This window comes from Vibrio sp. PID17_43 (assembly GCF_002608565.1).
In the GTDB taxonomy this organism is placed as follows: domain Bacteria; phylum Pseudomonadota; class Gammaproteobacteria; order Enterobacterales; family Vibrionaceae; genus Vibrio.
In genome coordinates, this window is the sequence record NZ_LIXM01000026.1 from 1 (window position 1) to 23,225 (window position 23,225).

Sequence of the window (23,225 nt, forward strand, 5' to 3'; positions counted from 1 at the left end):
GCATCATCGGTATGACAACGTTCGGTGAATCTGCACCGGCAGAGCAACTGTTCGAAATGTTTGGTTTCACGGTAGAAAACGTAGTGAACACAGCAAAAGAGCTGCTAGCGTAAGCTTAAGTAGATATAAGAAAAACCGAGTGTTCATGCTCGGTTTTTTTATGTCTCAAATAGAGAAAACTATTCAGTTAATGCGTTCCAACCTTCAATCAGGTACTATCTGTGACACGAAATTTTAGTGGAGTGAAGGACGAATGCTAAAGGTTGCGATCAATGGATTTGGGCGTATCGGTCGTAATGTACTGCGGGCAGTATATGAAAGCGGTAAGCATCAACAGATCAAAGTCGTTGCGGTCAACGAATTGGCTCAGCCAGAAGCGATGGCTCACCTCCTCCAATATGACACCAGTCATGGCCGTTTCTGCAAGAAAGTCTCTCACGACCAAGAACACCTCTATATTCATCACGGCTCTTATCATCAAAGTACGGGCGAATTTGATACTATTCGCATTCTCCACCTTTCTGAAATCGAACTATTGCCATGGCGTGATCTAGAAGTTGATATTGTACTCGATTGTACCGGTGTTTATGGTTCTCAAGCGGATGGTTTAGAGCATATTGCCGCTGGAGCGGAAAAGGTTCTATTTTCCCACCCTGGTGCAAACGACCTGGATAACACCATTATTTATGGGGTGAATCATGAAACCTTACGAGGGGAACACAAGGTCGTCTCTAACGGGTCATGTACCACCAATTGCATCGTGCCGATTATTAAAGTCTTAGATGAAGCGTTTGGCATTGAATCTGGTACCATTACTACCATCCACTCTGCAATGAACGATCAGCAAGTCATAGATGCTTATCACTCTGATTTACGCCGTACTCGTGCCGCAAGCCAATCAATTATTCCGGTAGATACAAAATTGCATAAAGGCATTGAAAGAATCTTCCCGAAATTTTCCAACAAATTTGAAGCCATTTCGGTGCGCGTACCTACCGTTAACGTTACTGCGATGGATTTAAGTGTCACAATTAGTACAAATGTGAAAGTTAATGACGTAAATCAAACCATTGTTAACGCATCTCAGTGTACATTACACGACATTGTTGACTATACTGAATCGCCGCTCGTTTCTATTGACTTTAACCACGATCCCCATAGTGCAATTGTCGATGGAACACAGACCCGAGTAAGTAATGGGCATCTAGTAAAAATGCTCGTTTGGTGTGATAACGAATGGGGCTTTGCTAATCGAATGCTGGATACTGCGTTAGCAATGCAGGCTTCCTCTCAAGGAGAGTCTTGAGCGTTGAAAGCCCTGGAGAAATTTTTTTATTTTTACCCTTGAAATAAATCAGAGGTATCTCCATATCAGTAACCAGTTTAAAGAATTAACAGGCTTGGCAGGGTTGCTGAGTTGTCAAAAACTTTATTAATTTAATATTTGAGAGGACACATCATGTCTGTAATCAAGATGACTGACCTGGATCTTGCAGGTAAACGCGTATTCATCCGTGCTGACCTAAACGTACCAGTAAAAGACGGTAAAGTAACTTCAGATGCACGTATCATTGCATCTCTACCAACTATCAAAATGTGTCTAGAAGCTGGCGCAAAAGTAATGGTTACTTCTCACCTAGGTCGTCCAACTGAAGGCGAATATGCAGAAGAGTTCTCTCTAGCTCCTGTAGTGAACTACCTAAACGATGCTCTTGATTGTGAAGTTAAGCTAGCGAAAGATTACCTAAATGGTCTAGAACTAAACGCTGGCGAGCTTGTTGTTCTTGAAAACGTTCGCTTTAACAAAGGCGAGAAGAAAAACGAAGAAGAGCTATCTAAAGCATACGCAGCGCTATGTGATATCTTCGTAATGGATGCATTCGGTACTGCTCACCGTGCACAAGCGTCAACACACGGTGTAGGTATGCACGCTCCAGTAGCATGTGCTGGTCCTCTACTAGCTGCTGAACTAGAAGCACTAGGTAAAGCAATGAGCAACCCAGAGCGTCCACTCGTTGCTATCGTTGGTGGCTCTAAAGTTTCTACTAAACTGACTGTTCTTGAGTCTCTATCAAAAATCGCTGACCAATTAGTTGTTGGTGGTGGCATCGCGAACACATTCATCGCAGCTGAAGGCCACAACGTAGGTAAGTCTCTATACGAAGCAGACCTAGTTGAGACAGCTCAAAAACTAATGAAAGAGTGTGCGATTCCAGTAGCAACTGACGTTGCATGTGCAAAAGCATTTGATGAGAACGCAGAAGCTGAAATCAAAAACGTTGCTGACGTGCAAGACGACGACATGATCTTCGACCTAGGCCCTGATTCAACTGCGGCTCTAGCTGAAATCATCGGCAACGCAAAAACTATCCTTTGGAATGGTCCTGTAGGCGTATTCGAATTCAAAAACTTCGAAGCAGGCACTCGCGGCATTTCTGAAGCAATCGCTAAGTCTGCAGCATTCTCTGTGGCGGGCGGTGGTGACACGCTAGCTGCTATCGACCAGTTCGGTATTAAAGCTGACGTTTCTTACATCTCTACTGGCGGTGGTGCATTCCTTGAGTTTGTTGAAGGTAAAGTACTTCCTGCAGTTGCGATGCTAGAAGAGCGCGCTAAAGCGTAAGAATTAATGAGAGCGGGGGGGATACTCCCGCTTTCTTGTTTGCTGCAAGCAGGAAGGAACTCTGCTAGAATACCTCCAGTTGTGAGCAAACGTTTGCAAGAATTTAAACTTAATTGTTTTATTTTTAAAACGACAGAAAAATAGGATCAAATCCATGTCTAAGATCTTCGATTTCGTAAAACCAGGTGTTATTTCTGGTGATGATGTACAGAAAGTTTTTGAAGTAGCGAAAGAAAACAAATTCGCACTTCCAGCGGTAAACGTTGTTAACACTGACTCTATCAACGGTGTTCTTGAAGCAGCAGCTAAAGTTAAAGCGCCAGTTGTCGTTCAGTTCTCTAACGGTGGTGCAGGTTTCTTCGCAGGTAAAGGCGTTAAACTTGAAGGTCAAGGTGCACAAATCCTTGGTGCTGTAGCTGGTGCGAAATACGTTCACGCAGTAGCTGAAGCTTACGGTGTTCCAGTTATCCTTCACACTGACCACGCAGCTAAGAAACTTCTTCCTTGGATCGACGGTCTACTAGACGCTGGCGAAGCTTTCTTTGCTGAAACTGGTAAGCCACTATTCTCTTCTCACATGATTGACCTTTCAGAAGAGTCTCTAGAAGAGAACATCGAAATTTCAGCTAAATACCTAGAGCGTATGGCTAAGATGGGTATGACACTAGAAATCGAACTAGGTTGTACTGGTGGTGAAGAAGACGGCGTTGATAACTCTCACATGGATGCATCTGAGCTATACACTTCTCCAGAAGACGTTGCTTACGCATACGAGAAACTAAGCGCAGTTTCACACCGTTTCACTATCGCAGCATCTTTTGGTAACGTACACGGCGTTTACAAGCCAGGTAACGTTGTTCTAACTCCAACTATCCTACGTGACTCTCAAGCATACTGTGCAGAGAAGTTCGGTATCGCACCAAATGCTCTAAACTTCGTATTCCACGGTGGTTCTGGTTCTACAGAAGCAGAAATCCAAGAGTCTATCGGCTACGGTGTTATCAAAATGAACATCGATACTGATACACAGTGGGCAACGTGGGATGGTATCCGTACATACGAAGCGGAAAACCACGACTACCTACAAGGTCAAATTGGTAACCCAACTGGCGAAGATGCACCAAACAAGAAGTACTACGATCCACGCGTATGGCTACGTGCAGGTCAAGCTTCAATGGTTGCTCGTCTAGAGAAAGCATTCTCTGACCTAAACGCAGTAGACGTACTATAATTTCTTTGAAATAGTACTCGCAAAATTACCCAAACCCGCTCTTATGAGCGGGTTTTTTTATGTCTATTTGGTGCTTATGAGAATGTTTCGCTGAACTTTCACACAAGACGCTCAATCATTCACCACACTAGGACTGATGGAGATGGTGTTGAATATCTTATATGCATAGTCGCAATTTTTGAAACATAAGATGTTTAACGCGAGGTGGACTGGAACAATAGAAAGACTGTGGTGAAATGTAACTTCATTGCGTAATCTGTAACAGGCTAGTATCAATTAACGCAGAGTAAGTGGCTGTTTTGCATATCTTTGCGAAACTTTAACTTTGCAAAAAGTCAGAATTGGGATATTGTGCCAAAATTCTGACACTGTTCAGTAAAGCAATAAGGATGTTATTCACAATAAGAACACATAAGTATTGTGGTTAATATTTAAACAGCAATTAGACTGATATCTCTTTATTTTTGAGGATACGAATTATGGCAGGCGAATCGATGGGTATCGATACCTCTTTGACTGATGGGCTAAATGAAGCGCAGACGTGGTTAAGCAACAACTCAGATCTTCTGATTCAATATGGCGTTAATATTATCTCAGCTGTACTGATTCTATTTATTGGTAATTTTATCGTGAAGATGATTGCTAATAGTGTAGCGAAGGTGCTTGAGAAGAAGAGCATGGATAAAGCGGTTGTCGAGTTTATCCACGGTATTGTTCGTTACCTACTATTAGTGATTGTTTTGATCGCAGCGCTGAGCCGAATTGGCGTGCAAACGGCTTCAGTGGTCGCGGTAATCGGTGCGGCAGGCTTAGCCATTGGTCTTGCTCTACAGGGTTCACTGTCTAACTTTGCAGCTGGCGTTCTTATTGTTGCTTTCCGCCCATTTAAATCAGGTGATTACGTTGAAGTCGGCGGTGTGGCGGGTAGTGTAGAAGCGATCCAAATTTTCCAAACTGTGCTAAAAACACCAGACAACAAAATGGTTGTTGTGCCTAACTCTGGCGTGATTGGCTCACCAATTACGAACTACTCTCGTCATGCAACGCGCCGCGTCGATCTTGTTATCGGCGTTTCTTACAAAGCGGATTTGAAGCAAACAAAGCAAGTGATTCGTGAGGCATTAGAAAAAGACTCTCGCATTCTGAAAGATCCAGAAATGACGATCGGTGTACTCGCACTCGCAGACTCTTCAGTTAATTTCGTGGTTCGCCCATGGTGTAATACGGAAGATTACTGGAATGTTTACTTCGACTCGACTCAAGCGATCAAAGAAGCGCTGGATGAAGCTGGTATCGAGATTCCATTTCCGCAAATGGATATTCATTTCAACAAAGTCGATGCTTAATCAATAAGATTGAGAACACCAAAAAGCGAGGCATTGGCCTCGCTTTTTTATATCTCGCAAAGAGCGTAATGGCCTGCCTGCTGAAGCGATGATGCTGTTGTTTATCAAGGCAGTTTTGATCGGGCTGCAGAGCACCTATTTGTGTCTCAATCTGCGATTTCTCAGCGTATTAAACAGCTTGAAAAGCACCTTGCTCAGCCGGTATTGATTCGAGATCTGCATAAAACATTTTTGACTGAGCATTTTAACATCCACCTAGACAGCGTAATTCACCATAATATCAGCAGCTCAGAAGCTTTTCTAAAAATGGCCTTGGCTGGTATTGCCTATTGTTTGATCCCTCGTTTACAGATTACGGATGAGATTGAAAGAGTGGCGCTTATTGATATTACCCCAGGCTTTTTGATGCCGTATCAGATTTGCTGGCACCATTGGCAGTTGGAGGCAGGTGTATTGCAACAAATGTTGCAAGCGATCATTCATTATGCTCAGCAGCATTTACCACAATAAGTTATCAAGTTAAGCGCGGTTTAGATTGGTATCACGTTGGAGTAACACCGTCAAAGTTGTGTTAGAAGTGGGGTGAAGTGCTTGGAAAATCAACAAAATTACCTATGATGAGTTCATCTCAATATAGATGGATTTGTCGAATGAAACTATTTTCATGTTTGCTAGCTTCTACACTGAGCCTTACTAGTGTATCAGTATTCGCTAATGTCCCTGAGTTTGCTCACCTGAGCACGACTGGTTATGGCGAGGTTGTGGCTACTCCTGATATGGCCACTTTTTCAGTAAAAGTGGTGGATACCACAATGACTGCGGAGCAAGCGAAGTTATCCGTTGATGACAAGGTGGATGCATTTTTAAAAAGTCTTGCTGACGCAGGTCTATCGAAAGAGCACATCATTAGCTCAAACCTTTATTTGGCACCTCAGTATCATTACCCCAAATCAGGTAAAGCGGAGTTGGTAGGTTATCGTGCATCACGCAGTATTGATGTGACAGTTAATGACCTTGCAAAACTCAATCAATACTTGGATATGGCGTTAAAAGCGGGCATTAATCAAGTGGATAATATTCAGCTTAAGGTAAGTAATCAGCTTGAGTATCAGCAAAAAGCGCGCATGGCGGCAATCAAAGATGCTCAAGACAAAGCGGCATCTTTAGCAACAGGCTTTGATAAAAAATTAGGCGATGTTTGGCAAATCAATTACAACCAGATGCACGCTCGCCCGGTTTTAATGCGTTCAATAGCGATGGATGCAAAACAAAGCGCGAATAGCTACCAAGATTCGACGTTGGTGATTCGTGATCAAGTTGATGTGGTTTACAAGCTGAAATAACGATTAAGCAATACGACGAATAGAAATAGAAAAGGCAGGGATTTCCCTGCCTTTGTCATATCTGGTTGTACTTAGTGAAGAATACGAGCACGAATTGTGCCTTCAATACCTTTTAACTTCACTAGTGCTTCTTCTGCTCGGTGGGTCTCAACATCAATCACCACATAGCCGATTTCTACTGCCGTTTGTAGGTACTGACCCGCAATGTTGATGCCTTCTTCTGCAAAAATGGTGTTAATTTGCGTCAGAATACCAGGGCGGTTTTTGTGGATGTGTAGTAGACGTGAACACTCACGATGCTCAGGCAAGGATACTTCAGGGAAGTTCACACTAGATAGCGTTGAACCATTGTCTGAGTATTTTGCTAGCTTGCCCGCCACTTCAACACCGATGTTCTCTTGTGCTTCTTGGGTAGAACCGCCGACATGTGGTGTTAGGATGACGTTGTCGAATTTTTGTAGTGGAGATTCGAACGCATCAGCATTGGTTTTTGGTTCTACAGGGAATACATCAACCGCAGCACCCGCAATATGACCTGATTCTAGGCTGTGGCATAGGGCAGGGATGTCTACCACTGTCCCACGCGCGGCGTTGATAAAGATCGCACCCGGCTTCATACGAGCGAACTCTTCTTCACCCATCATGTTTTTGGTTTCTGGTGTTTCAGGAACATGCAGAGAAATGACATCACACTTGTTTAGTAGCTCACTCATCGTGAACACTTGCGTTGCGTTACCTAGCGACAGTTTGTTTTCAATATCATAGTAGTAAACGCGCATTCCCAGGTTTTCTGCAATGATACCCAACTGAGTACCAATGTGACCGTAACCGATGATGCCAAGACGTTTTCCACGCGCTTCGTAAGAGCTGTCTGCGCTCTTCTTCCAAATGCCGCGGTGTGCTAATGCGTTTTTTTCTGGAATGCCACGAAGAAGCAGTAGGATTTGACCGAGCACCAACTCAGCAACACTGCGCGTGTTTGAGAACGGCGCGTTAAAGACAGGCACACCACGTTGTGCTGCGGCGTTTAGGTCAACTTGGTTAGTACCAATACAAAAACAGCCAATTGCAACAAGCTTATTTGCTGCATTGATCACATCTTCTGATAGGTTAGTTCGGGAGCGAATACCGATGAAGTGAACGTCCTTTACTGCTTCGATCAGTTCTTCTTCAGGGAGTGAACCTTTGTGATATTCAATGTTGCTGTAGCCTGCTGCTTGAAGAACTTCAACTGAAGAAGGGTGCAGCCCCTCAAGTAAGAGGATTTTAATCTTTTCTTTTTCCAGTGAAACTTTGGCCATTATTATCGTCCTTAAAATGGAAAGATGGGCTAATGTGGCGCACATAAAGCAAAACTATTAAAAGAGTGGGTCATTAATAGTTTTGTTGAAAGGCAAACGTTTTCTCGTGCGCATTCTGCTCAATAAAGTAACAAAAAAAAATTGCTTTGGGTAAGAAAATTACGGAATAAGGTAGGCGTTTGTTAGAAAAAGAGATGAAAAAACGGCGCCTTATGGCACCGTTTGTAATGAAATAACAGAAAAATCAGAACAACGTATGTTTTATTCTTCTATTTTTGCACCTTCCGGAGTACCAGTGATCACAACGTCAGCACCGCGATGAGCGAAGAGACCAACCGTTACCACACCAGCGATACCGTTGATTTTGTCTTCCATGTCTTTTGGATTGGTTATTCGCATGTTGTACACATCTAGGATCATGTTACCGTTGTCCGTCACTACACCTTCACGGTATGCAGGATCACCGCCTAGTTTCACCAACTCGCGAGCAACGTAAGAGCGCGCCATTGGAATAACTTCTACAGGAAGTGGGAACTGACCAAGTACGTCAACCGCTTTTGTGCCGTCAACGATACATACGAATTTGTCTGAGATAGCGGCCACGATTTTTTCACGAGTCAGTGCTGCACCGCCACCTTTGATCATTTCGCGAGCTGCGTTGATTTCATCTGCACCATCAACGTAGACATCAAGTCTTGCTACGTCGTTACACTCGTATACTTCAATACCGAGTTCTTTTAGACGTTCAGTAGAGGCAACAGAACTAGACACTGCGCCTTTGATATCGTCTTTGATACTGCCTAGGGCATCGATGAAGTGATTCACGGTAGAACCAGTACCTACACCAATAATGCTGCCTTTTTCAACATATTTAAGTGCAGCCCAACCAGCCGCTTTCTTCATTTCATCTTGAGTCATGCCAATCTCCTGAATAGGTATTCGTTAACGTTTGCGGCGTGATTATAACGGGTAAGTGTTACTTTTCCCATTGCCAGATTTTGCTTGGAGTCACGATCTTAGGCAACGGGATATCCCAACTTTCTGTAGGGAGGCGATCGACATGTTGGCAGTCGTGTGCAATGCCGATTGGCGCGGCGCCTTCCCCGGTACTGAACCAGCTAGCAAGTGTTCGGTCGTAGTAGCCACCGCCCATACCTAAGCGGTGACCAATACTGTCAAACCCGACTAAAGGGGTGCAGATTAGGTCGAGTTCGCGAATAGGCTTGAGATAACGAATATCGAGTTTGGGCTCTAAAATCCCGTATTGGTTATAAACCAACTGGTCGTCATGTAAGTACTGCAAAAACAGTAAATGGCCTTTGGCAAAAGGATGAATGACAGGTAAGTAAATGGATTTACCTTGCTGCCATAGCCATTCAATGAGTGGCTTGGTATCCAGTTCTCCATCGGCGGAGAGGTAGAGAGCAATATGCTGCGCAGTTTGGATCTCTGGTAGGTGAACAAACTGGGTAACGAGATCGAATCCAGCTTGAAACTGGGTATCACTGCATAATGCGTTGCGTTTTTCGCGGATAAGTTTACGAAATTCTTGTCGAGATAGAGCTGACATGGAAGGTTACCCCAGGGTGCCGTTGAGGATTGTGGCCCTTGAACCAGCTAGTTCAAGGCGGATCAGCAATGATAACCGTAGGCTTCTCGGTGCATGCCAAGCTTGCTCAATAGCTATCAAGTACTAACCCTTTGGTATTGCTTATCGGCTCGGGGACTTAAATCCTGCTGACAAACACCCCAGGGTAAATTTGGTATCTACTGCTGTCCCTGCTTTACTTTGTTTAGTGCGCTTTCTAGCGACGCGCTGAGCTTTTCCATTCGCTCAGTGATTTCCTGTTGCTGCCCGGTAGACTCGTATGATTTAGTATGCAACTCATAACTAATATTCAACGCAGCAAAGGTTAATAGCTGTACTTCATTGGTTACCTTAGTACGCTCGCTCATCTCTTTCAATCGTCGATCGAGATCTTTTGCCGCTGTAACCAGTGACTCTTCTTGCCCAGGAGGACAATTCACTCGTGTCATTTTGCCAAGAATTTCAACGTCGACCGCTTGATTGCTCATGATGAATAAACTCTATATTCGCGCTATCTAAGGTGTTGTTACGTACAACTACCGAGGGAGAAACTATAGGAAAACCGCAATTAAGATTCAAGCATTTCCCATCACAGAACGAAAAATGGTGAAGTGATCACACAGGAAATGGACAAATTGAGCAATTCCTATCCAAAATTGAATTTGATAGCCGTTTCAGCCGACTAGGCTTGATGGTAGGATATATCAAAAGATGATTATGAAGCATGAGCCCAGATATGAGTGAAATCACCCTTCCAGAATACCAATCTATTGCTGCTGAATTGAAATCCGCTAACCTTGCTGTAACGCCTGCTGAATTGCATGGCCTGCTTGTTGGTATGCTAAGTGGTGGATTGGCAACGAATGACCAAACCTGGCAACCCATTCTTTTTGATTACACCAACGATGGTATGGGCTGGCCGACAACTGCGCTCGTTTTCGCACAGAATGTGTTTAAAGTGACGGCCAGTGAATTAACGGGCTCTTCAATGGAGCTGTCTTTGTTGCTTCCGGAAGATCCTAGTGAAGATGGCTTGTTTGCTTTGGCTGATGGCTTGTCTGATTTCGTTAACCATTTCATTTCAGGTCTAGGCTTAGCGGGTATTACGCTAAATAAAGCGTCTGATGATGTGAAAGAGGCGTTGGCTGATCTAGAAGAGATCGCCAAGCTAGGAATTGATGAAGATGATGATCTTGGTGAGCAAGCCCAACTGCTAGAACACGTTATCGAACATGTAAAAGCGTGCGTGCTAACAATTCACGCCGAGTTTGGTGTTCGCCCTGAAAGCAATGACAGCAAGCCAACGATCCACTAATTGCACGGTTTTCAATAATCGAATTATTTCTAGAGGTTAGCATGAGGCAATATGATGTTGTAATTGCTGGTGGTGCCATGGCCGGAGCCACGCTTGCGTTAGCGATTGACTATTTATCTAAAGGCGAATTGAAGATCGCAGTGGTTGAACCTTTTAAAGCTCAGTCAGATGCACACCCAGGCTTTGACTCGCGTTCGATTGCGTTATCCTATGGTACGGTCAATATTTTGCGTCGTTTTCAGCTATGGTCTGCGATTAAGCCTTTTGCGACTCCTATTGAACATATTCATGTTTCCGATCGTTCTCATGCCGGAATGACAGACATCAGCAAACAAGACGTCGGTGTTGAGGCGCTCGGCTACGTAGTGGAACTAGCTGATGTCGGTCGAGCTTACCAAGCGCTGCTGGAGAAGAGTGAATCGATAACCCTGTTTTGTCCGGATGGTGTTACTCATATTGAGCGAGAGCACGATCAAGCCCGCATTGAACTAAGTAGCGGAGAGACGCTAGAAGCTAAATTGCTGGTGGCCGCTGATGGTGCAGTGTCTCAATGTTGCCAGCAAATTGGTTTGGTGCTGTCTGAACACGATTTTGACCAAGTCGCGGTGATTGCGAATATTGTTACGCAAGAGGCGCCTCAAGGGCGTGCATTTGAACGTTTTACTGAAAACGGTCCTGTTGCTCTTTTACCTATGAGTGACAACCGCATGTCGTTAGTTTGGTGTCTCCGCCCTGAAGAAGCAAAAGCGGTGATGAACTTTTCTGATGCAAAGTTCCTTGAGCGATTACAACATGAATTTGGCTGGCGTTTAGGTGCGATGCAGAAAGTGGGACAACGTGCGAGTTACCCATTGCTATTACGTCATCGCAAACAAAATATTTCTCATCGTTTTGCGATTGTGGGTAATGCGGCACAAACGCTTCACCCAATTGCCGGGCAGGGCTTTAACCTTGGTATTAGAGACGTGGCATCACTGGCGGAAGAAATCGTCAAGCAGAGTGATGATGTTGGGTGCTATCAAGGGTTGATGCGTTTTAGTCAACGTCGTGAAGATGACCGCCGTGAGACCATCTGGCTGACGAGTTCGTTGGTACACATATTTTCAAACGATTTACCTGCGATGAAAATTGGACGTAACCTCGCGCTAGCAGCGATGGATAACTTTTCTATTTTTAAGCAGCCACTATTACGCCATACGCTTGGTTTAGTGAAGCGATGAGTGACAGCAACGAATTAGGTAACAATAAGCAATGATGCAAAGTGTAGATATCGCCATTATTGGCGGTGGTATGGTTGGGTTAGCGCTGGCCACGGCTTTTAAGGACAGTGATCTGCGTGTGGCTGTGATTGAAGGTGCAGTACCTGACGATACGCTAAACGAACTGCCAGATGTTCGCGTTTCTGCGTTAAGCCGTTCGAGTGAAATTATTTTGCGTAATCTAGGTGCATGGGAGGGCATTGAACAACGTCGTTCCGTCCCTTATTACGCGATGGAAGTGTGGGAGCAAGACAGTTTCGCGAAGATCGACTTTGACGCACAAAGTATGGCGCAGCCAGATCTAGGTCATATCGTTGAAAATCGGGTGATTCAACTTGCCCTGTTAGAGCAAGTGGAAAAGTTGGATAATGTGACGCTATTCATGCCAGCACGCTGCGCCACACTAGCGGTTGGTGAGCAAGAAAGCTGGCTAACGCTCGATAATGGCCAAGCGATGACCGCAAAGCTGGTGGTGGGAGCGGATGGCGCGAATTCTTGGTTGCGTAATCAAATGGACATTCCGCTGACCCTTTGGGATTACGGTCACAGTGCGCTAGTTGCAAACGTGAAAACGGCTGATGCTCATAATAGTGTCGCACGTCAGATTTTTACTCCCCAAGGCCCACTGGCTTTTCTGCCTATGTCTGATCCACACATGAGCTCCATTGTGTGGTCGACGGATCCGAGCCGCGCCGAACAACTGCTAGCAATGAGTGAGCATGACTTCAATAAAGCGCTGACGAGTGAGTTTGATGCTCGCTTAGGTTTGTGCGAAGTGGTGGGGGAGCGTGCCGCGTACCCACTCAAAATGCGTTATGCACGTGACTTTGTGGTTGAACGAGTCGCCTTGGTTGGTGATGCCGCCCATACTATCCACCCGTTAGCTGGGCAAGGTGTGAACTTAGGTTTGCTTGACGCCGCAAGCTTAGCGCAAGAAGTGCTAGCCTTGTGGAAACAAGGTCAAGATATCGGAACGAAGCGTAATTTGCGTGGTTACGAACGCTGGCGTAAAACGGAAGCGGCGAAGATGATCGCGGCAATGCAAGGTTTCCGTGATTTGTTTAGTGGCGAGAACCCAGCCAAGAAGCTAGTGCGTGGTATTGGTTTGAGCTTAGCGGGACAATTGCCAGGTGCGAAAGACGAAATCATGAAGCGAGCATTGGGCTTGAAAGGCAATCTGCCGGATCTTGCTCGTCGGTGAACGCTTGCTGAGTTTCATTATGTGAAAGACGCAAAAAAGGCTGGTTAATCCAGCCTTTTTTATTACATCGATGTTTCGCTAAGCCAAGTTAAGCATACGCACATCGGAGTTTCATGATTTCTTGGTTAATCTCTTTTACTGCTTGAAAGTGGCGTTTTTCAGCTTTCTCCGGCAACATCAACTTTCCGTTATCAAACTCGAACTTACCGACTCCGTAAATATAGATTCTGCCTTTAAAAAGACGACTTATGTGTTTAGCAATCATACCGGGTGTATAGCGCTTAAACAGTCTCATATTTACTTTTCCTTATCTCTTACCTAGCGCGCTTATTCTACGTTTTACATCCAAAAATTATTGTGACAGCAATAGTATTCGGCATAGGCTGGGTGTGTGATTTAAGAGATTTGTGCAGCATTAGACAAATTGACAGAGCCACCGCTCAAATAGCGTGAGGATTACCCCAAAAAAATGTGATGGGAGGAACCTGCTCTGCAGCTATGTCTGTATACGTGGTGTATTTAGCCTTGGTTTTGTTACAAGATTAAGAATAGAAGGAAAAATATTGGTTGCAAAATTTTGTGGTGAAATGAACATCTAGTGCATTGGGCCAGTGGCTTTCATGCAGAGAGATAAAGGGATAGAAAAAGGGTAAGTAAAAAAATGCCCGCTTCGGCGGGCGAATAGTCACAGATGCATTACACAAAAGTGGACGATTGGCTTCATAAACGCAGTCATTAAACTCAGTATGTCCACTTTATGTTGGTTAAGCAGTTGTTGAAAACTTAACCAACAAATTCAGCATATACGAGTTTTTACTGTGTGACTATTTATGTTTTTAAAATGACTAAAAATACCATGATATGATCGAGTTGATATGAGTGAGATCACACAGGGATGAGAATGCTGGGTATGATTACATTGAGAACCTGAGTTTAGCGGCAGATATCAGCGAGGGTGGGGTGACACAACGTAATAAGATCATTGATGGACAATGCTAATCCAGCCATTCGATCGCCACTGCTGATGGTGATTTCTTTTTCTTCCAACAAACTTGGGTCGAACACAATAGGCATGTCGCGCTTTAGTCGTAACGGGGTGACGGTGCCAATCATGTATCCGGTGATTGCTTGTACGTCAGCTTGGTCAACACAGGTCATGCGACGGCATTGCAGCAGTGCACGAACTTTTCTAGGATCAATGCTACGATCGCCAGGCGCACAGGCGAGCGCATATTGATTGCCCATATCACGCAACAAGATCGTTTTGACCATTTGTGAAGGACGGATGCCACGTTGTTGCGCGGCATCCTCAATTGTCGTAGCGGGTCTTTGGTGAGGAAGAAGGCGGAACGCTATGTTCTGATCTGCCAAAAACTGCATCAAAGGAGTATGGAAGGTATTATTCATCTTCAAGGCTGTACGGCAGTGCCGCGATTTCCCATTCGCATTCTGGTTGAGCAATCAAGCGTAGGCGAGTGCCATCGTCTAGATTATTCGGCAATACAATCAAACCCATCGCTTGGTTGTCGCAAAATTGGTAATGCGCGAGCAATGCACCCACTGATCGCCAGTTTTCACCCACGCTACGTTCCAATTCAATCGCGCCTTCACCCAGTGCGTCTGCGGTTGCACCTTTCACTATGTACATTGCACGTTTATTGGTACCACGATACTTTGCTCGAGCGACGGTCTCTTGACCGGTGTAGCAGCCTTTGGTGAAGCTGATCCCACCAAGTGCTTGCAGGTTCAGAGCTTGTGGAATGTGTTCGTTTTGCGCTTCGGTTGCTACGAATGGCAACGCCGATTCAATATCAAAGCGAGTCCAAAGTTCATGAGTGGTCAGTGTGGCTTGGCTGTTTGTAACCAACGCTTGCGCTGTTTCTGCTGTCACGACAAGTAGCCAACGGTTTTCTGTCACTTTAACGGCTGTACCTCCTTGGATGACACACACATCACCAGCACCCTCAGTTATGCTAGAGACAAATGCGTCAGCATTCTCACCCGCAACACCAAGAATGATGTCGCTCGATTCCTCGATGATGACTTTGGAGAATACGGCGTACTTTTTGATCTCTTTCAGTTCGACTTCAATGGCTGATTTGGGTTGGATCATGCCGTAGCCATCGTGGTGATGGAATAAACGGAAGACGCTCCATACTTTACCTTTCGCATCACAGTGTGCACCTAGCGTAGATTGGTCTTTTTCAAGAGAAACCACATCACAGGTTACTTGGCCTTGTAGGTACGACTTTTTATCCTCCCCGACGATGGTGATCATGCTCAAATTATCGAGAAGTGAGATAGACAGCTCGGGCAAAGCGTCTTGCGTTGATAGCGGTAGTGGTGAAAAGCGAGTTTGCCATTCCATGATTACAATGCCTTTATAAAATATTTTTAACTATGTTAATCGCACAAAGCGAGTTTGTCAGCTTTCGCTAGCGTATTGTGACCCCGGTACTAGTGACACCGCTTTTCCCTTGTTACACTCCGCTATAAGAACAAGACATCTATGAAGGAATACTGAATGTACACTGCGGAAGAAAAGGCGCGTATTAAATGGGCTTGTCGTCGAGGCATGCTTGAGCTTGACGTGGTGATTATGCCGTTTTTCGAAGAGTGTTTTGACACTCTAACAGAACAAGAGCAGCGTGATTTTGTCTCTTTACTAGAATGTGACGATCCGGATTTGTTCACATGGGTGATGGGACATGGTCGTAGCGAAAACTTAGGCCACGCTTCAATGGTTGATAAAATTGTCGCGCACAACCTCAGTAAAGTTCGTTAATCTCACGATTTATACCTCTTTAATCGCCCAAGTCTCTAACCAGCTTCTTCTCCATGGTTTAATTTGGGCGGTTATCTGCACTGATATCCCATTTATCTTATCGACCTATCTGTTATTAATGATCGCCAAATGCCAAAATCAAGGTACCTTTGTGCAGCCCTCTGCTCAAGGGCATTGGTATTTTCACCGCGATGGCGTGGTAAGAAACGCTTTTCAAACTTCTTTGTTGTCCAAAGTAGATACCTCCGCTGCAAGTTTTAAAGTCTCTTTTGAGTTAGAGTCCGGAGAGTGGGGAACGATTTGGCGAGATAGTTGCGCTGATGAGCAATACCGACAGCTTTGTTTGATATTACGTCAATGGAAAATGGGAGCTGATGCTCCCATTTGATGTTTTTATTTGTTTGGCGTCAGAATCGTTGGCCCACTATTTTCCAGCTGATTTGGGTAATCCAAGGTGTAGTGCAGGCCTCGGCTCTCTTTGCGCTGCATCGCACAGCGTACCATCAGTTCTGCTACTTGCAGTAGATTACGAAGCTCCAGCAAGTTGTTCGAAACGCGGAAGTGACTATAGTACTCGTGTGTTTCTTGCTGCAACATTTGAATGCGGCGCAGTGCGCGTTCCAGACGCTTATCGGTACGTACGATGCCCATGTAATCCCACATAAATAGACGTAATTCATGCCAGTTATGCTGAATGATGACTTCTTCGTCACTGTTCGTCACTTGGCTTTCATCCCAGCAAGGCACTTGCGGTGCGAGCTCTACGTCGTGGTGGTGCTTAAGAATATCTTTTGCTGCCGACCAGGCATAAACCACACACTCCAGTAACGAGTTCGATGCCATACGGTTCGCGCCGTGCAAGCCGGTGTAGCTCACCTCGCCAATGGCATACAGATTTTTCAGGTCGGTATTGCCGTTTTGATCCACCATGACGCCGCCACAGGTGTAGTGCGCTGCTGGTACAATCGGGATCGGCTCTTTGGTCATATCAATGCCCAAATCCATCAAGCGAGAGTAGATCGTAGGGAAGTGTTTGGTAATAAAGTCAGCTGGTTTGTGACTGATGTCTAAGTACATGCAGTCTGCGCCTAGGCGTTTCATCTCGAAGTCGATCGCACGGGCAACCACATCACGTGGTGCGAGTTCTTTACGTTCATCGAAATCTGGCATAAAACGTGAGCCGTCAGGGCGACGTAGGTATGCGCCTTCACCACGCAGAGCTTCTGTCAGTAGGAAATTACGCGCTTCAGGGTGGAATAAACAGGTTGGATGGAACTGATTGAATTCCATGTTCGCAACGCGACAGCCTGCACGCCACGCGATCGCAATACCATCGCCCGATGACACATCTGGGTTAGAGGTGTATTGGTAAACTTTGGAAGCGCCGCCCGTTGCGAGCACAACAAATTTTGCACGAACGGTTTCAACTTGCTCTTTGTTGCGATTCCAAATGTAAGCACCAATGACTTTGCTCTTATCACCACCGACTTTATCTTCGGTGATAAGGTCGAGTGCGTTGTGGCGCTCAAGAACATGAATGTTAGGGTGGTTGTGGGCGTTATCTTGCAGAGAGGTTTGCATTGCCATGCCTGTTGCATCGGCAGCGTGCAAAATACGGCGACGGCTATGGCCCCCTTCACGAGTTAGGTGATAGCGAGGCTTATCATCAGAATCGTCTTCTTCACGATCAAATGGTACACCGCCATCAATTAACCACTGCACACACTCTTTTGAGTTTTCGGCGATGAACTTGACGGTCTCTTCGTCACAGATGCCATCTCCAGCAATTTGTGTGTCTTCAACATGAGATTCAATGGTGTCGGACTCATCAAATACGGCTGCGATACCACCTTGCGCGTAATAGGTAGCCCCTTCGCTGCGTGGTCCCTTGCTGAGTACCATCACCTTACAGTGGTTGGCGACGCGTAAAGCCAACGACAAGCCCGCAGCGCCACTCCCTACCACTAATACGTCACATTCATGTTCACGATTTGTGTTCATATAACTTTTATAATCCCAAGCTAAGGTAACAAGGCTACCTTGTGTATATTTTGCACACCATGTGCGTTCCATTAACGCGACGTTCGTCGCTTAGGGCTAAGTTGGGAGACTGTTCTAAATCATCGTTTTTCTGGTGGCTTTAGCCACTCTATTTTATTGCACGTCAAAGACATACAAATTTGTCTGAGTGTTATTTGAATCTCGATGTTCGGATAGCCATTAGCCATGCAAGTGAAAAGTAATAGTTTGCCATTGCCATTGCTTTTCTAGTGTCTACCCAGCACAATCTGGGAGAGAGAGCATCTATTATACCCATTTCCCCTTAAGTATGCTCGCTTGTCACTATTAGACTTAGGTCAGACAAGGAGCGGGATTTGGTTGGTGGCATCACACTGTGAAAAAACAATGAGAAAAAATTGCGAAAGTGTGGAACTTTCTTATTCACGTAGCAGTCACAATAGTGCTCAAGTAAGCAGTGGTGTCAATACTACGTTTTGCATAATTAGTACCCATATCTGAGAAGAGTAGGGGCATAACAGATAGGAGTATCGGCTCGAATGAACGAGCAGCTGACCGATCAAGTATTGATTGAGCGAGTTCAGAATGGTGATAAGCAAGCATTCAACCTGCTGGTAATAAAGTATCAGAACAAGGTATGTAATCTTATTTCCAGATACGTAAGTAATCCTGGTGATGTTCCAGATGTAGCACAAGAAGCGTTTATCAAGGCTTACCGAGCTATCCCTAGTTTTCGTGGGGAGAGTGCGTTTTATACGTGGCTGTATCGCATTGCTGTGAATACTGCGAAAAATCACATCGTCGCTCAAGGGCGCAGACCACCAGCAAGCGATGTTGATGCTGAAGAAGCTGAATTTTACGAAACAGGTAATGCACTTAAAGAAATTTCGAACCCTGAGAACCTAACGTTGTCCAAAGAATTACAACGGGTAGTGTTCAGTGCTATCGAAGCCTTACCTGAAGATTTGAAGACAGCAATGACATTACGAGAGCTTGATGGCTTAAGTTATGAAGAAATTGCTGAAGTAATGGATTGTCCGGTGGGAACAGTACGATCACGTATCTTCCGTGCTCGTGAGGCGGTGGAAAAGAAAATCAAACCTCTTTTACAACGCTAGTACAAGTGATAACTATGGTGAAAACAATGGCTGACAAAGAAAAACTTTCAGCACTCATGGATGGAGAATTGGTTGATAAGGCTTTGATTCAAGAATTAGAGCAAGACCAAGAAAGTCGTGATGCTTGGCAGAACTATCATCTTATCGGTGATGTGATGCGAGGTGACGCGCCCGCAAAACCAGAGTGGAATATTGCTGAAAGCGTGGCGTTAGCGTTAGAAGGTGAACCTGTACATCGTGCTATTGATTCGCGCAGTGCGAATGTGATTTCAATCAGTGACACACTAAAAGAGTCGCAACCGGAACCACAGAAAGCCAAACGCCAGTTACCAGAATGGTTGACTCAGTTTGGGCAAGTTGCCGTTGCTGCATGTGTGTCATTGGCAGTGATTTTAGGTGTGCAACAATACGGTGGTAGTGACCCAATGTCACCACAAGCGGAGCAACTTCCAGTGCTTCAAACTGTGCCATTTGCAGGCAGTGCTGAGCCAGTGAGTTTGACGCGTGAATCCGTAGAGCGTTCTGTTGGTGAAGCCAATATGCAAGAGCAGCGTAAACGCGTACATGCTATGCTTCGTGATTACGAGCTGCAGCTAAGAATTAACAGTGATGCATCTCAGCAAGATGAACATCTGACACCGGATATTGAATGAATAAATTTCTGATCAGCGCTTGCGCTCTGTTCAGTCTGATGTCTTCGCATGCCTTTGCTGGTGATAAGCCAGCGGAGGCGTTGTTGCATCAAATGAGCGAGGCGAGTCAAAACCTAAGCTACGAACTCTCTTATATCCTCATCAAAAAGAACAGCATTGAACCCTTGTTGTATCGCCACGCGACTCATGGTCAAGACCAATACGCCCATCTTGTGTATCTGAGCGGCCCTGTGCGTGAGGTGATTCGTCGTGGCTCTGAAGTGAGTTATGTCGAAACGGGCGCGGAACCTTTTACCATCGAGTCCGGCAAGATGGTCGCACCAACGATGCCAATGCTGAACACCAATATTGATGAGTTGAATCTTTACTACGATTACGTGCAAGTAGGCCGTGCGCGCGAAGCTGGCGTGCCGACTCAAGTATTACGGATCGTACCAAAAGACGGTTTGCGCTATTCCTACGTGCTTTGGATTGATGAAAAGAGCAAACTGCCTCTGCGCGCGGATCTTGTTGACCGCGATGGCGAGATGTTGGAGCAATACCGTACCATTTCCTACACGGTGAACCCTAAAATAGCAGAGCTGATGAGTGGGCTCCAAGATGTACAGCTTCCAGCCGTGTTGACAATGCCGAAAGGCGACAATGGAACCAGTAACTGGAATGTGGGCTGGACGCCAGCAGGTTTTCATCCCAACGAGCTAAATCGCTACCGTATGGCGGTGACCGATCAAATGGTAGAGAGCCAACTGTATTCTGATGGCTTATTCAGCTTCTCCGTGTATGTAGCAAACAAAGATGAACACTCGTTAAAAGGCCAGTTGGTTCGCCAAGGGCGCAGGACGTTACATAGCTTCATCAATGGCAACTATGAAATTTCAGTGGTGGGCGATATTCCACCCGCAACGGCTCAACGTATCGCACAATCGGTTACCTTTGATGTAGCAAAGAGTGAAGTACAATGATGACCGCATTAGCAACCGTGACAGGAGTTCAACGTCACGGTCAGCAATACGACGTTGACCTCAGCTGCGAGCAACAGACCAGTTGCAGCAGCTGTTCATCGCAAAAAAGCTGCGGAACAGGTGTGGTGACCAAAGCGATCGGCAACAAAACCTTGTCATGGCACCTGCGTACTGAAAAGTCTGTCAAAGTTGGTCAGGTGGTAGAAATCGGCTTTCCTGAATCGAGTTTGATCAAGTCAGCGATGGCGGTGTATCTTTTTCCTCTATTTGGGTTAATGATTGGTGCGCTTATTGGCCATGCTGCCTTTGCTCCGCTCACGGGAGGAGGTGAAGGGGTCATCATTATCACTTCAGTCTTGTTTGCCGCAGGTGGTATGTTTGTGGCGAAATGCGTTTCTCGTCCTTTAGAGGATGCGTCAAAACAACAAGTCACACTCATTCGAGTGCTTGGTGAGCCGATCCAATAGCTTGAGCCCCTCATTTTTGAGTCATTCAGGTATATACTTTAAAACAGGTGCGCCCGTTCACGAAATTGGGTAGAATCTGCCAACTTGATTGAAATGCCGTCAGCTGACGGCTTTCTTACTGTCCTTATTTGTAAAGAGTTAGTCACCCTAAATCTATGAAGCACATTCGTAACTTTTCGATTATCGCCCACATCGACCATGGTAAGTCGACCCTATCAGACCGTCTCATCCAAGTATGTGGAGGATTGAGCGATCGTGAAATGGCCGCACAGGTTCTGGATTCTATGGATCTTGAACGTGAGCGTGGTATCACCATTAAATCTCAGAGTGTGACGCTAAACTACACTGCTAAAAACGGTGAAACGTATCAGCTGAACTTCATCGATACTCCGGGACACGTTGACTTTGCGTACGAAGTATCACGCTCTCTAGCCGCTTGTGAAGGTGCGTTACTCGTGGTTGACGCCGGTCAGGGTGTAGAAGCTCAAACGCTCGCTAACTGTTACACCGCAATCGAAATGGATTTAGAGGTTGTGCCAATCCTTAACAAGATTGATCTACCAGCTGCGGATCCTGAGCGTGTAGCGGAAGAAATTGAAGAAATCGTTGGTATTGATGCGATGGAAGCAACCCGCTGTTCTGCGAAGACAGGCCTCGGTGTTGATGACGTACTTGAAAATATCGTATCAGCGATCCCTGCACCAGAAGGTGATCCAGATGCGCCACTGCAAGCGCTGATCATTGACTCATGGTTCGATAACTACCTTGGCGTTGTTTCTTTGGTTCGTATTAAAAACGGCTCTCTGAAGAAAAACGAAAAGATCAAAGTGATGAGCACTGGTCAAACTTGGGGTGTAGACCGTCTAGGTATCTTCACACCTAAGCAAGTAGATACCGATGTTCTAAATACTGGTGAAGTAGGCTGGGTAGTTTGTGGTATCAAAGACATCCTTGGTGCACCAGTTGGTGATACGCTGACACTAGCGAAAAACGGTAGCGATAAGCCACTACCCGGCTTTAAGAAAGTAAAACCTCAGGTATACGCGGGTTTGTTCCCAGTATCATCTGATGATTACGAAAACTTCCGTGACGCACTAGGCAAGCTAAGCTTAAATGACGCATCACTATTCTATGAGCCAGAAAACTCGGCTGCACTTGGTTTTGGTTTCCGTTGCGGCTTCCTTGGCATGCTGCACATGGAAATTATCCAAGAGCGTCTTGAGCGTGAATACGATCTTGATCTTATTACGACAGCACCGACCGTAGTTTACGAAGTTGAACAAACAAACGGTGACACCTTGTACGTAGATAGCCCAGCGAAGCTACCTGCAGTGAATGATATTGAACACATTCGTGAGCCTATCGCACGTTGTAATATTCTTGTACCAGCGGACTACCTAGGTAATGTTATTACCCTCTGTGTAGAGAAACGTGGTATGCAAGTCGATATGGTTTACCATGGTAACCAAGTTGCAGTGACGTATGATATTCCGATGGCAGAAGTGGTACTGGACTTCTTTGACCGTCTTAAGTCAACGTCTCGTGGTTACGCATCATTGGATTACAACTTCCAACGCTTTGAAGAATCAAACATGGTTCGTGTAGACGTTCTATTGAACGGTGATAAAGTGGATGCCCTGGCGATCATCACTCACAAAGATCAAGCACAAAGCCGTGGTCGTTTGTTGGTAGAGAAGATGAAAGAATTCATCCCTCGTCAGATGTTCGATATCGCAATCCAAGCGGCAATCGGTAACCACATCATCGCGCGCTCTACCGTAAAACAGCTGCGTAAGAACGTAATTGCGAAATGTTACGGTGGTGACGTGAGCCGTAAGAAGAAACTTCTGAAGAAACAGAAAGAAGGTAAGAAACGTATGAAGCAGATCGGTAACGTAGAGCTGCCTCAAGAAGCGTTCCTAGCGATTCTTCACGTGGGTAAAGACTAGAGTTGAACTTTATCTCACTCTTGTCTGTCATAAGACGTAGATAACAACATAAGTGAAAGGGTTTC

At 45.4% G+C, this 23,225-nt stretch carries 23 protein-coding genes, 1 other RNA gene and 1 pseudogene; 16 read left to right on the forward strand and 9 right to left on the reverse strand.

Features of this window, described 5'->3' with window-relative positions; translation table 11 throughout:
* Positions 1–253 precede the first annotated feature (253 nt).
* The 6 genes and pseudogenes from epd (at position 254) to AK965_RS16895 (ending at position 6,543) form a co-directional block, all read left to right on the forward strand.
* Positions 254–1,306: an erythrose-4-phosphate dehydrogenase gene (epd, locus tag AK965_RS16870; protein ID WP_099080705.1), complete on the forward strand. Its 1,053-nt coding sequence runs from the start codon at positions 254–256 to the stop codon at positions 1,304–1,306.
* A 153-nt stretch (positions 1,307–1,459) separates the two neighbouring features.
* Positions 1,460–2,623 (forward strand): phosphoglycerate kinase, encoded by a 1,164-nt coding sequence (locus tag AK965_RS16875; protein WP_099080706.1) that lies wholly within the window; start codon positions 1,460–1,462, stop codon positions 2,621–2,623.
* Between the two features lie 154 nt (positions 2,624–2,777).
* Positions 2,778–3,854, forward strand: a complete 1,077-nt coding sequence (gene fbaA / locus AK965_RS16880) for a class II fructose-bisphosphate aldolase (protein WP_099080707.1) — start codon at positions 2,778–2,780, stop codon at positions 3,852–3,854.
* Positions 3,855–4,333: 479 nt separating this feature from the next.
* A complete protein-coding gene (gene mscS, locus AK965_RS16885; RefSeq protein WP_099080708.1) occupies positions 4,334–5,200 on the forward strand; it encodes a small-conductance mechanosensitive channel MscS in 867 nt (288 codons plus the stop codon).
* 84 nt (positions 5,201–5,284) lie between these two features.
* Positions 5,285–5,710 (forward strand): annotated as a pseudogene (locus AK965_RS16890) (LysR family transcriptional regulator); the annotation flags it as partial.
* Between the two features lie 140 nt (positions 5,711–5,850).
* On the forward strand, positions 5,851–6,543 hold the full coding sequence (locus tag AK965_RS16895; protein WP_099080709.1) for an oxidative stress defense protein: 693 nt from the start codon (positions 5,851–5,853) through the stop codon (positions 6,541–6,543).
* Between the two features lie 71 nt (positions 6,544–6,614).
* Here AK965_RS16895 and serA read toward each other — a convergent pair whose 3' ends face one another.
* The 5 genes from serA to AK965_RS16920 form a co-directional block, all read right to left on the reverse strand.
* Positions 6,615–7,844 (reverse strand): phosphoglycerate dehydrogenase, encoded by a 1,230-nt coding sequence (serA, locus tag AK965_RS16900; RefSeq protein ID WP_099080710.1) that lies wholly within the window; start codon positions 7,842–7,844, stop codon positions 6,615–6,617.
* A gap of 261 nt (positions 7,845–8,105) precedes the next feature.
* On the reverse strand, positions 8,106–8,762 hold the full coding sequence (gene rpiA, locus AK965_RS16905; RefSeq protein ID WP_099080711.1) for a ribose-5-phosphate isomerase RpiA: 657 nt from the start codon (positions 8,760–8,762) through the stop codon (positions 8,106–8,108).
* A 58-nt stretch (positions 8,763–8,820) separates the two neighbouring features.
* Positions 8,821–9,414, reverse strand: a complete 594-nt coding sequence (locus AK965_RS16910; RefSeq protein WP_099080712.1) for a 5-formyltetrahydrofolate cyclo-ligase — start codon at positions 9,412–9,414, stop codon at positions 8,821–8,823.
* 4 nt (positions 9,415–9,418) lie between these two features.
* Positions 9,419–9,603, reverse strand: a non-coding RNA gene (gene ssrS, locus AK965_RS16915) — 6S RNA.
* A gap of 8 nt (positions 9,604–9,611) precedes the next feature.
* The gene (locus AK965_RS16920) at positions 9,612–9,920 is read right to left on the reverse strand and encodes a cell division protein ZapA (RefSeq protein WP_099080713.1); all 309 of its coding nucleotides are present in this window, start codon (positions 9,918–9,920) and stop codon (positions 9,612–9,614) included.
* A 248-nt stretch (positions 9,921–10,168) separates the two neighbouring features.
* Here AK965_RS16920 and AK965_RS16925 point away from each other — a divergent pair, with 248 nt between their 5' ends.
* The 3 genes from AK965_RS16925 to AK965_RS16935 are packed head-to-tail and all read left to right on the forward strand — an operon-like array spanning position 10,169 to position 13,207.
* On the forward strand, positions 10,169–10,747 hold the full coding sequence (locus tag AK965_RS16925) for a YecA family protein (protein WP_099080751.1): 579 nt from the start codon (positions 10,169–10,171) through the stop codon (positions 10,745–10,747).
* 41 nt (positions 10,748–10,788) lie between these two features.
* The gene (gene ubiH, locus AK965_RS16930) at positions 10,789–11,967 is read left to right on the forward strand and encodes a 2-octaprenyl-6-methoxyphenyl hydroxylase (protein WP_099080714.1); all 1,179 of its coding nucleotides are present in this window, start codon (positions 10,789–10,791) and stop codon (positions 11,965–11,967) included.
* A gap of 31 nt (positions 11,968–11,998) precedes the next feature.
* Positions 11,999–13,207: an FAD-dependent 2-octaprenylphenol hydroxylase gene (locus AK965_RS16935; protein WP_099080715.1), complete on the forward strand. Its 1,209-nt coding sequence runs from the start codon at positions 11,999–12,001 to the stop codon at positions 13,205–13,207.
* An 88-nt stretch (positions 13,208–13,295) separates the two neighbouring features.
* On the opposite strand, the gene AK965_RS16940 is transcribed toward AK965_RS16935, so the two are convergent.
* From AK965_RS16940 to ygfZ, 3 genes are all read right to left on the reverse strand, one after another.
* Positions 13,296–13,502, reverse strand: a complete 207-nt coding sequence (locus tag AK965_RS16940; RefSeq protein ID WP_005449772.1) for a DUF1107 domain-containing protein — start codon at positions 13,500–13,502, stop codon at positions 13,296–13,298.
* 638 nt (positions 13,503–14,140) lie between these two features.
* Entirely contained in the window at positions 14,141–14,614 is a 474-nt protein-coding gene (locus AK965_RS16945; RefSeq protein WP_099080716.1) for an aminoacyl-tRNA deacylase, read from the reverse strand.
* Positions 14,607–15,575 (reverse strand): tRNA-modifying protein YgfZ, encoded by a 969-nt coding sequence (gene ygfZ / locus AK965_RS16950; RefSeq protein WP_099080717.1) that lies wholly within the window; start codon positions 15,573–15,575, stop codon positions 14,607–14,609. The genes AK965_RS16945 and ygfZ overlap by 8 nt, the downstream gene beginning before the upstream one ends.
* Before the next feature lie 156 nt (positions 15,576–15,731).
* On the opposite strand from ygfZ, the gene AK965_RS16955 reads away from it, so the two are divergent.
* Positions 15,732–15,992, forward strand: a complete 261-nt coding sequence (locus AK965_RS16955) for a succinate dehydrogenase assembly factor 2 (protein ID WP_099080718.1) — start codon at positions 15,732–15,734, stop codon at positions 15,990–15,992.
* 118 nt (positions 15,993–16,110) lie between these two features.
* The gene (locus AK965_RS20955) at positions 16,111–16,380 is read left to right on the forward strand and encodes a hypothetical protein (RefSeq protein WP_099080719.1); all 270 of its coding nucleotides are present in this window, start codon (positions 16,111–16,113) and stop codon (positions 16,378–16,380) included.
* 5 nt (positions 16,381–16,385) lie between these two features.
* On the opposite strand, the gene nadB is transcribed toward AK965_RS20955, so the two are convergent.
* Positions 16,386–17,993, reverse strand: a complete 1,608-nt coding sequence (nadB, locus tag AK965_RS16965) for an L-aspartate oxidase (protein ID WP_099080752.1) — start codon at positions 17,991–17,993, stop codon at positions 16,386–16,388.
* A 557-nt stretch (positions 17,994–18,550) separates the two neighbouring features.
* Between nadB and rpoE the strand changes: the two genes are divergently transcribed.
* From rpoE to lepA, 5 genes are all read left to right on the forward strand, one after another.
* Entirely contained in the window at positions 18,551–19,129 is a 579-nt protein-coding gene (rpoE, locus tag AK965_RS16970; protein ID WP_099080720.1) for an RNA polymerase sigma factor RpoE, read from the forward strand.
* Positions 19,130–19,155: 26 nt separating this feature from the next.
* A complete protein-coding gene (locus tag AK965_RS16975; protein WP_172438180.1) occupies positions 19,156–19,782 on the forward strand; it encodes a sigma-E factor negative regulatory protein in 627 nt (208 codons plus the stop codon).
* Positions 19,779–20,744: a sigma-E factor regulatory protein RseB gene (gene rseB, locus AK965_RS16980; protein ID WP_099080722.1), complete on the forward strand. Its 966-nt coding sequence runs from the start codon at positions 19,779–19,781 to the stop codon at positions 20,742–20,744. Before AK965_RS16975 ends, rseB begins: the two co-directional genes overlap by 4 nt.
* A complete protein-coding gene (locus AK965_RS16985; protein WP_099080723.1) occupies positions 20,741–21,211 on the forward strand; it encodes a SoxR reducing system RseC family protein in 471 nt (156 codons plus the stop codon). Before rseB ends, AK965_RS16985 begins: the two co-directional genes overlap by 4 nt.
* 155 nt (positions 21,212–21,366) lie before the next feature.
* Positions 21,367–23,160, forward strand: a complete 1,794-nt coding sequence (gene lepA / locus AK965_RS16990) for a translation elongation factor 4 (protein WP_099080724.1) — start codon at positions 21,367–21,369, stop codon at positions 23,158–23,160.
* Positions 23,161–23,225: the final 65 nt, after the last annotated feature.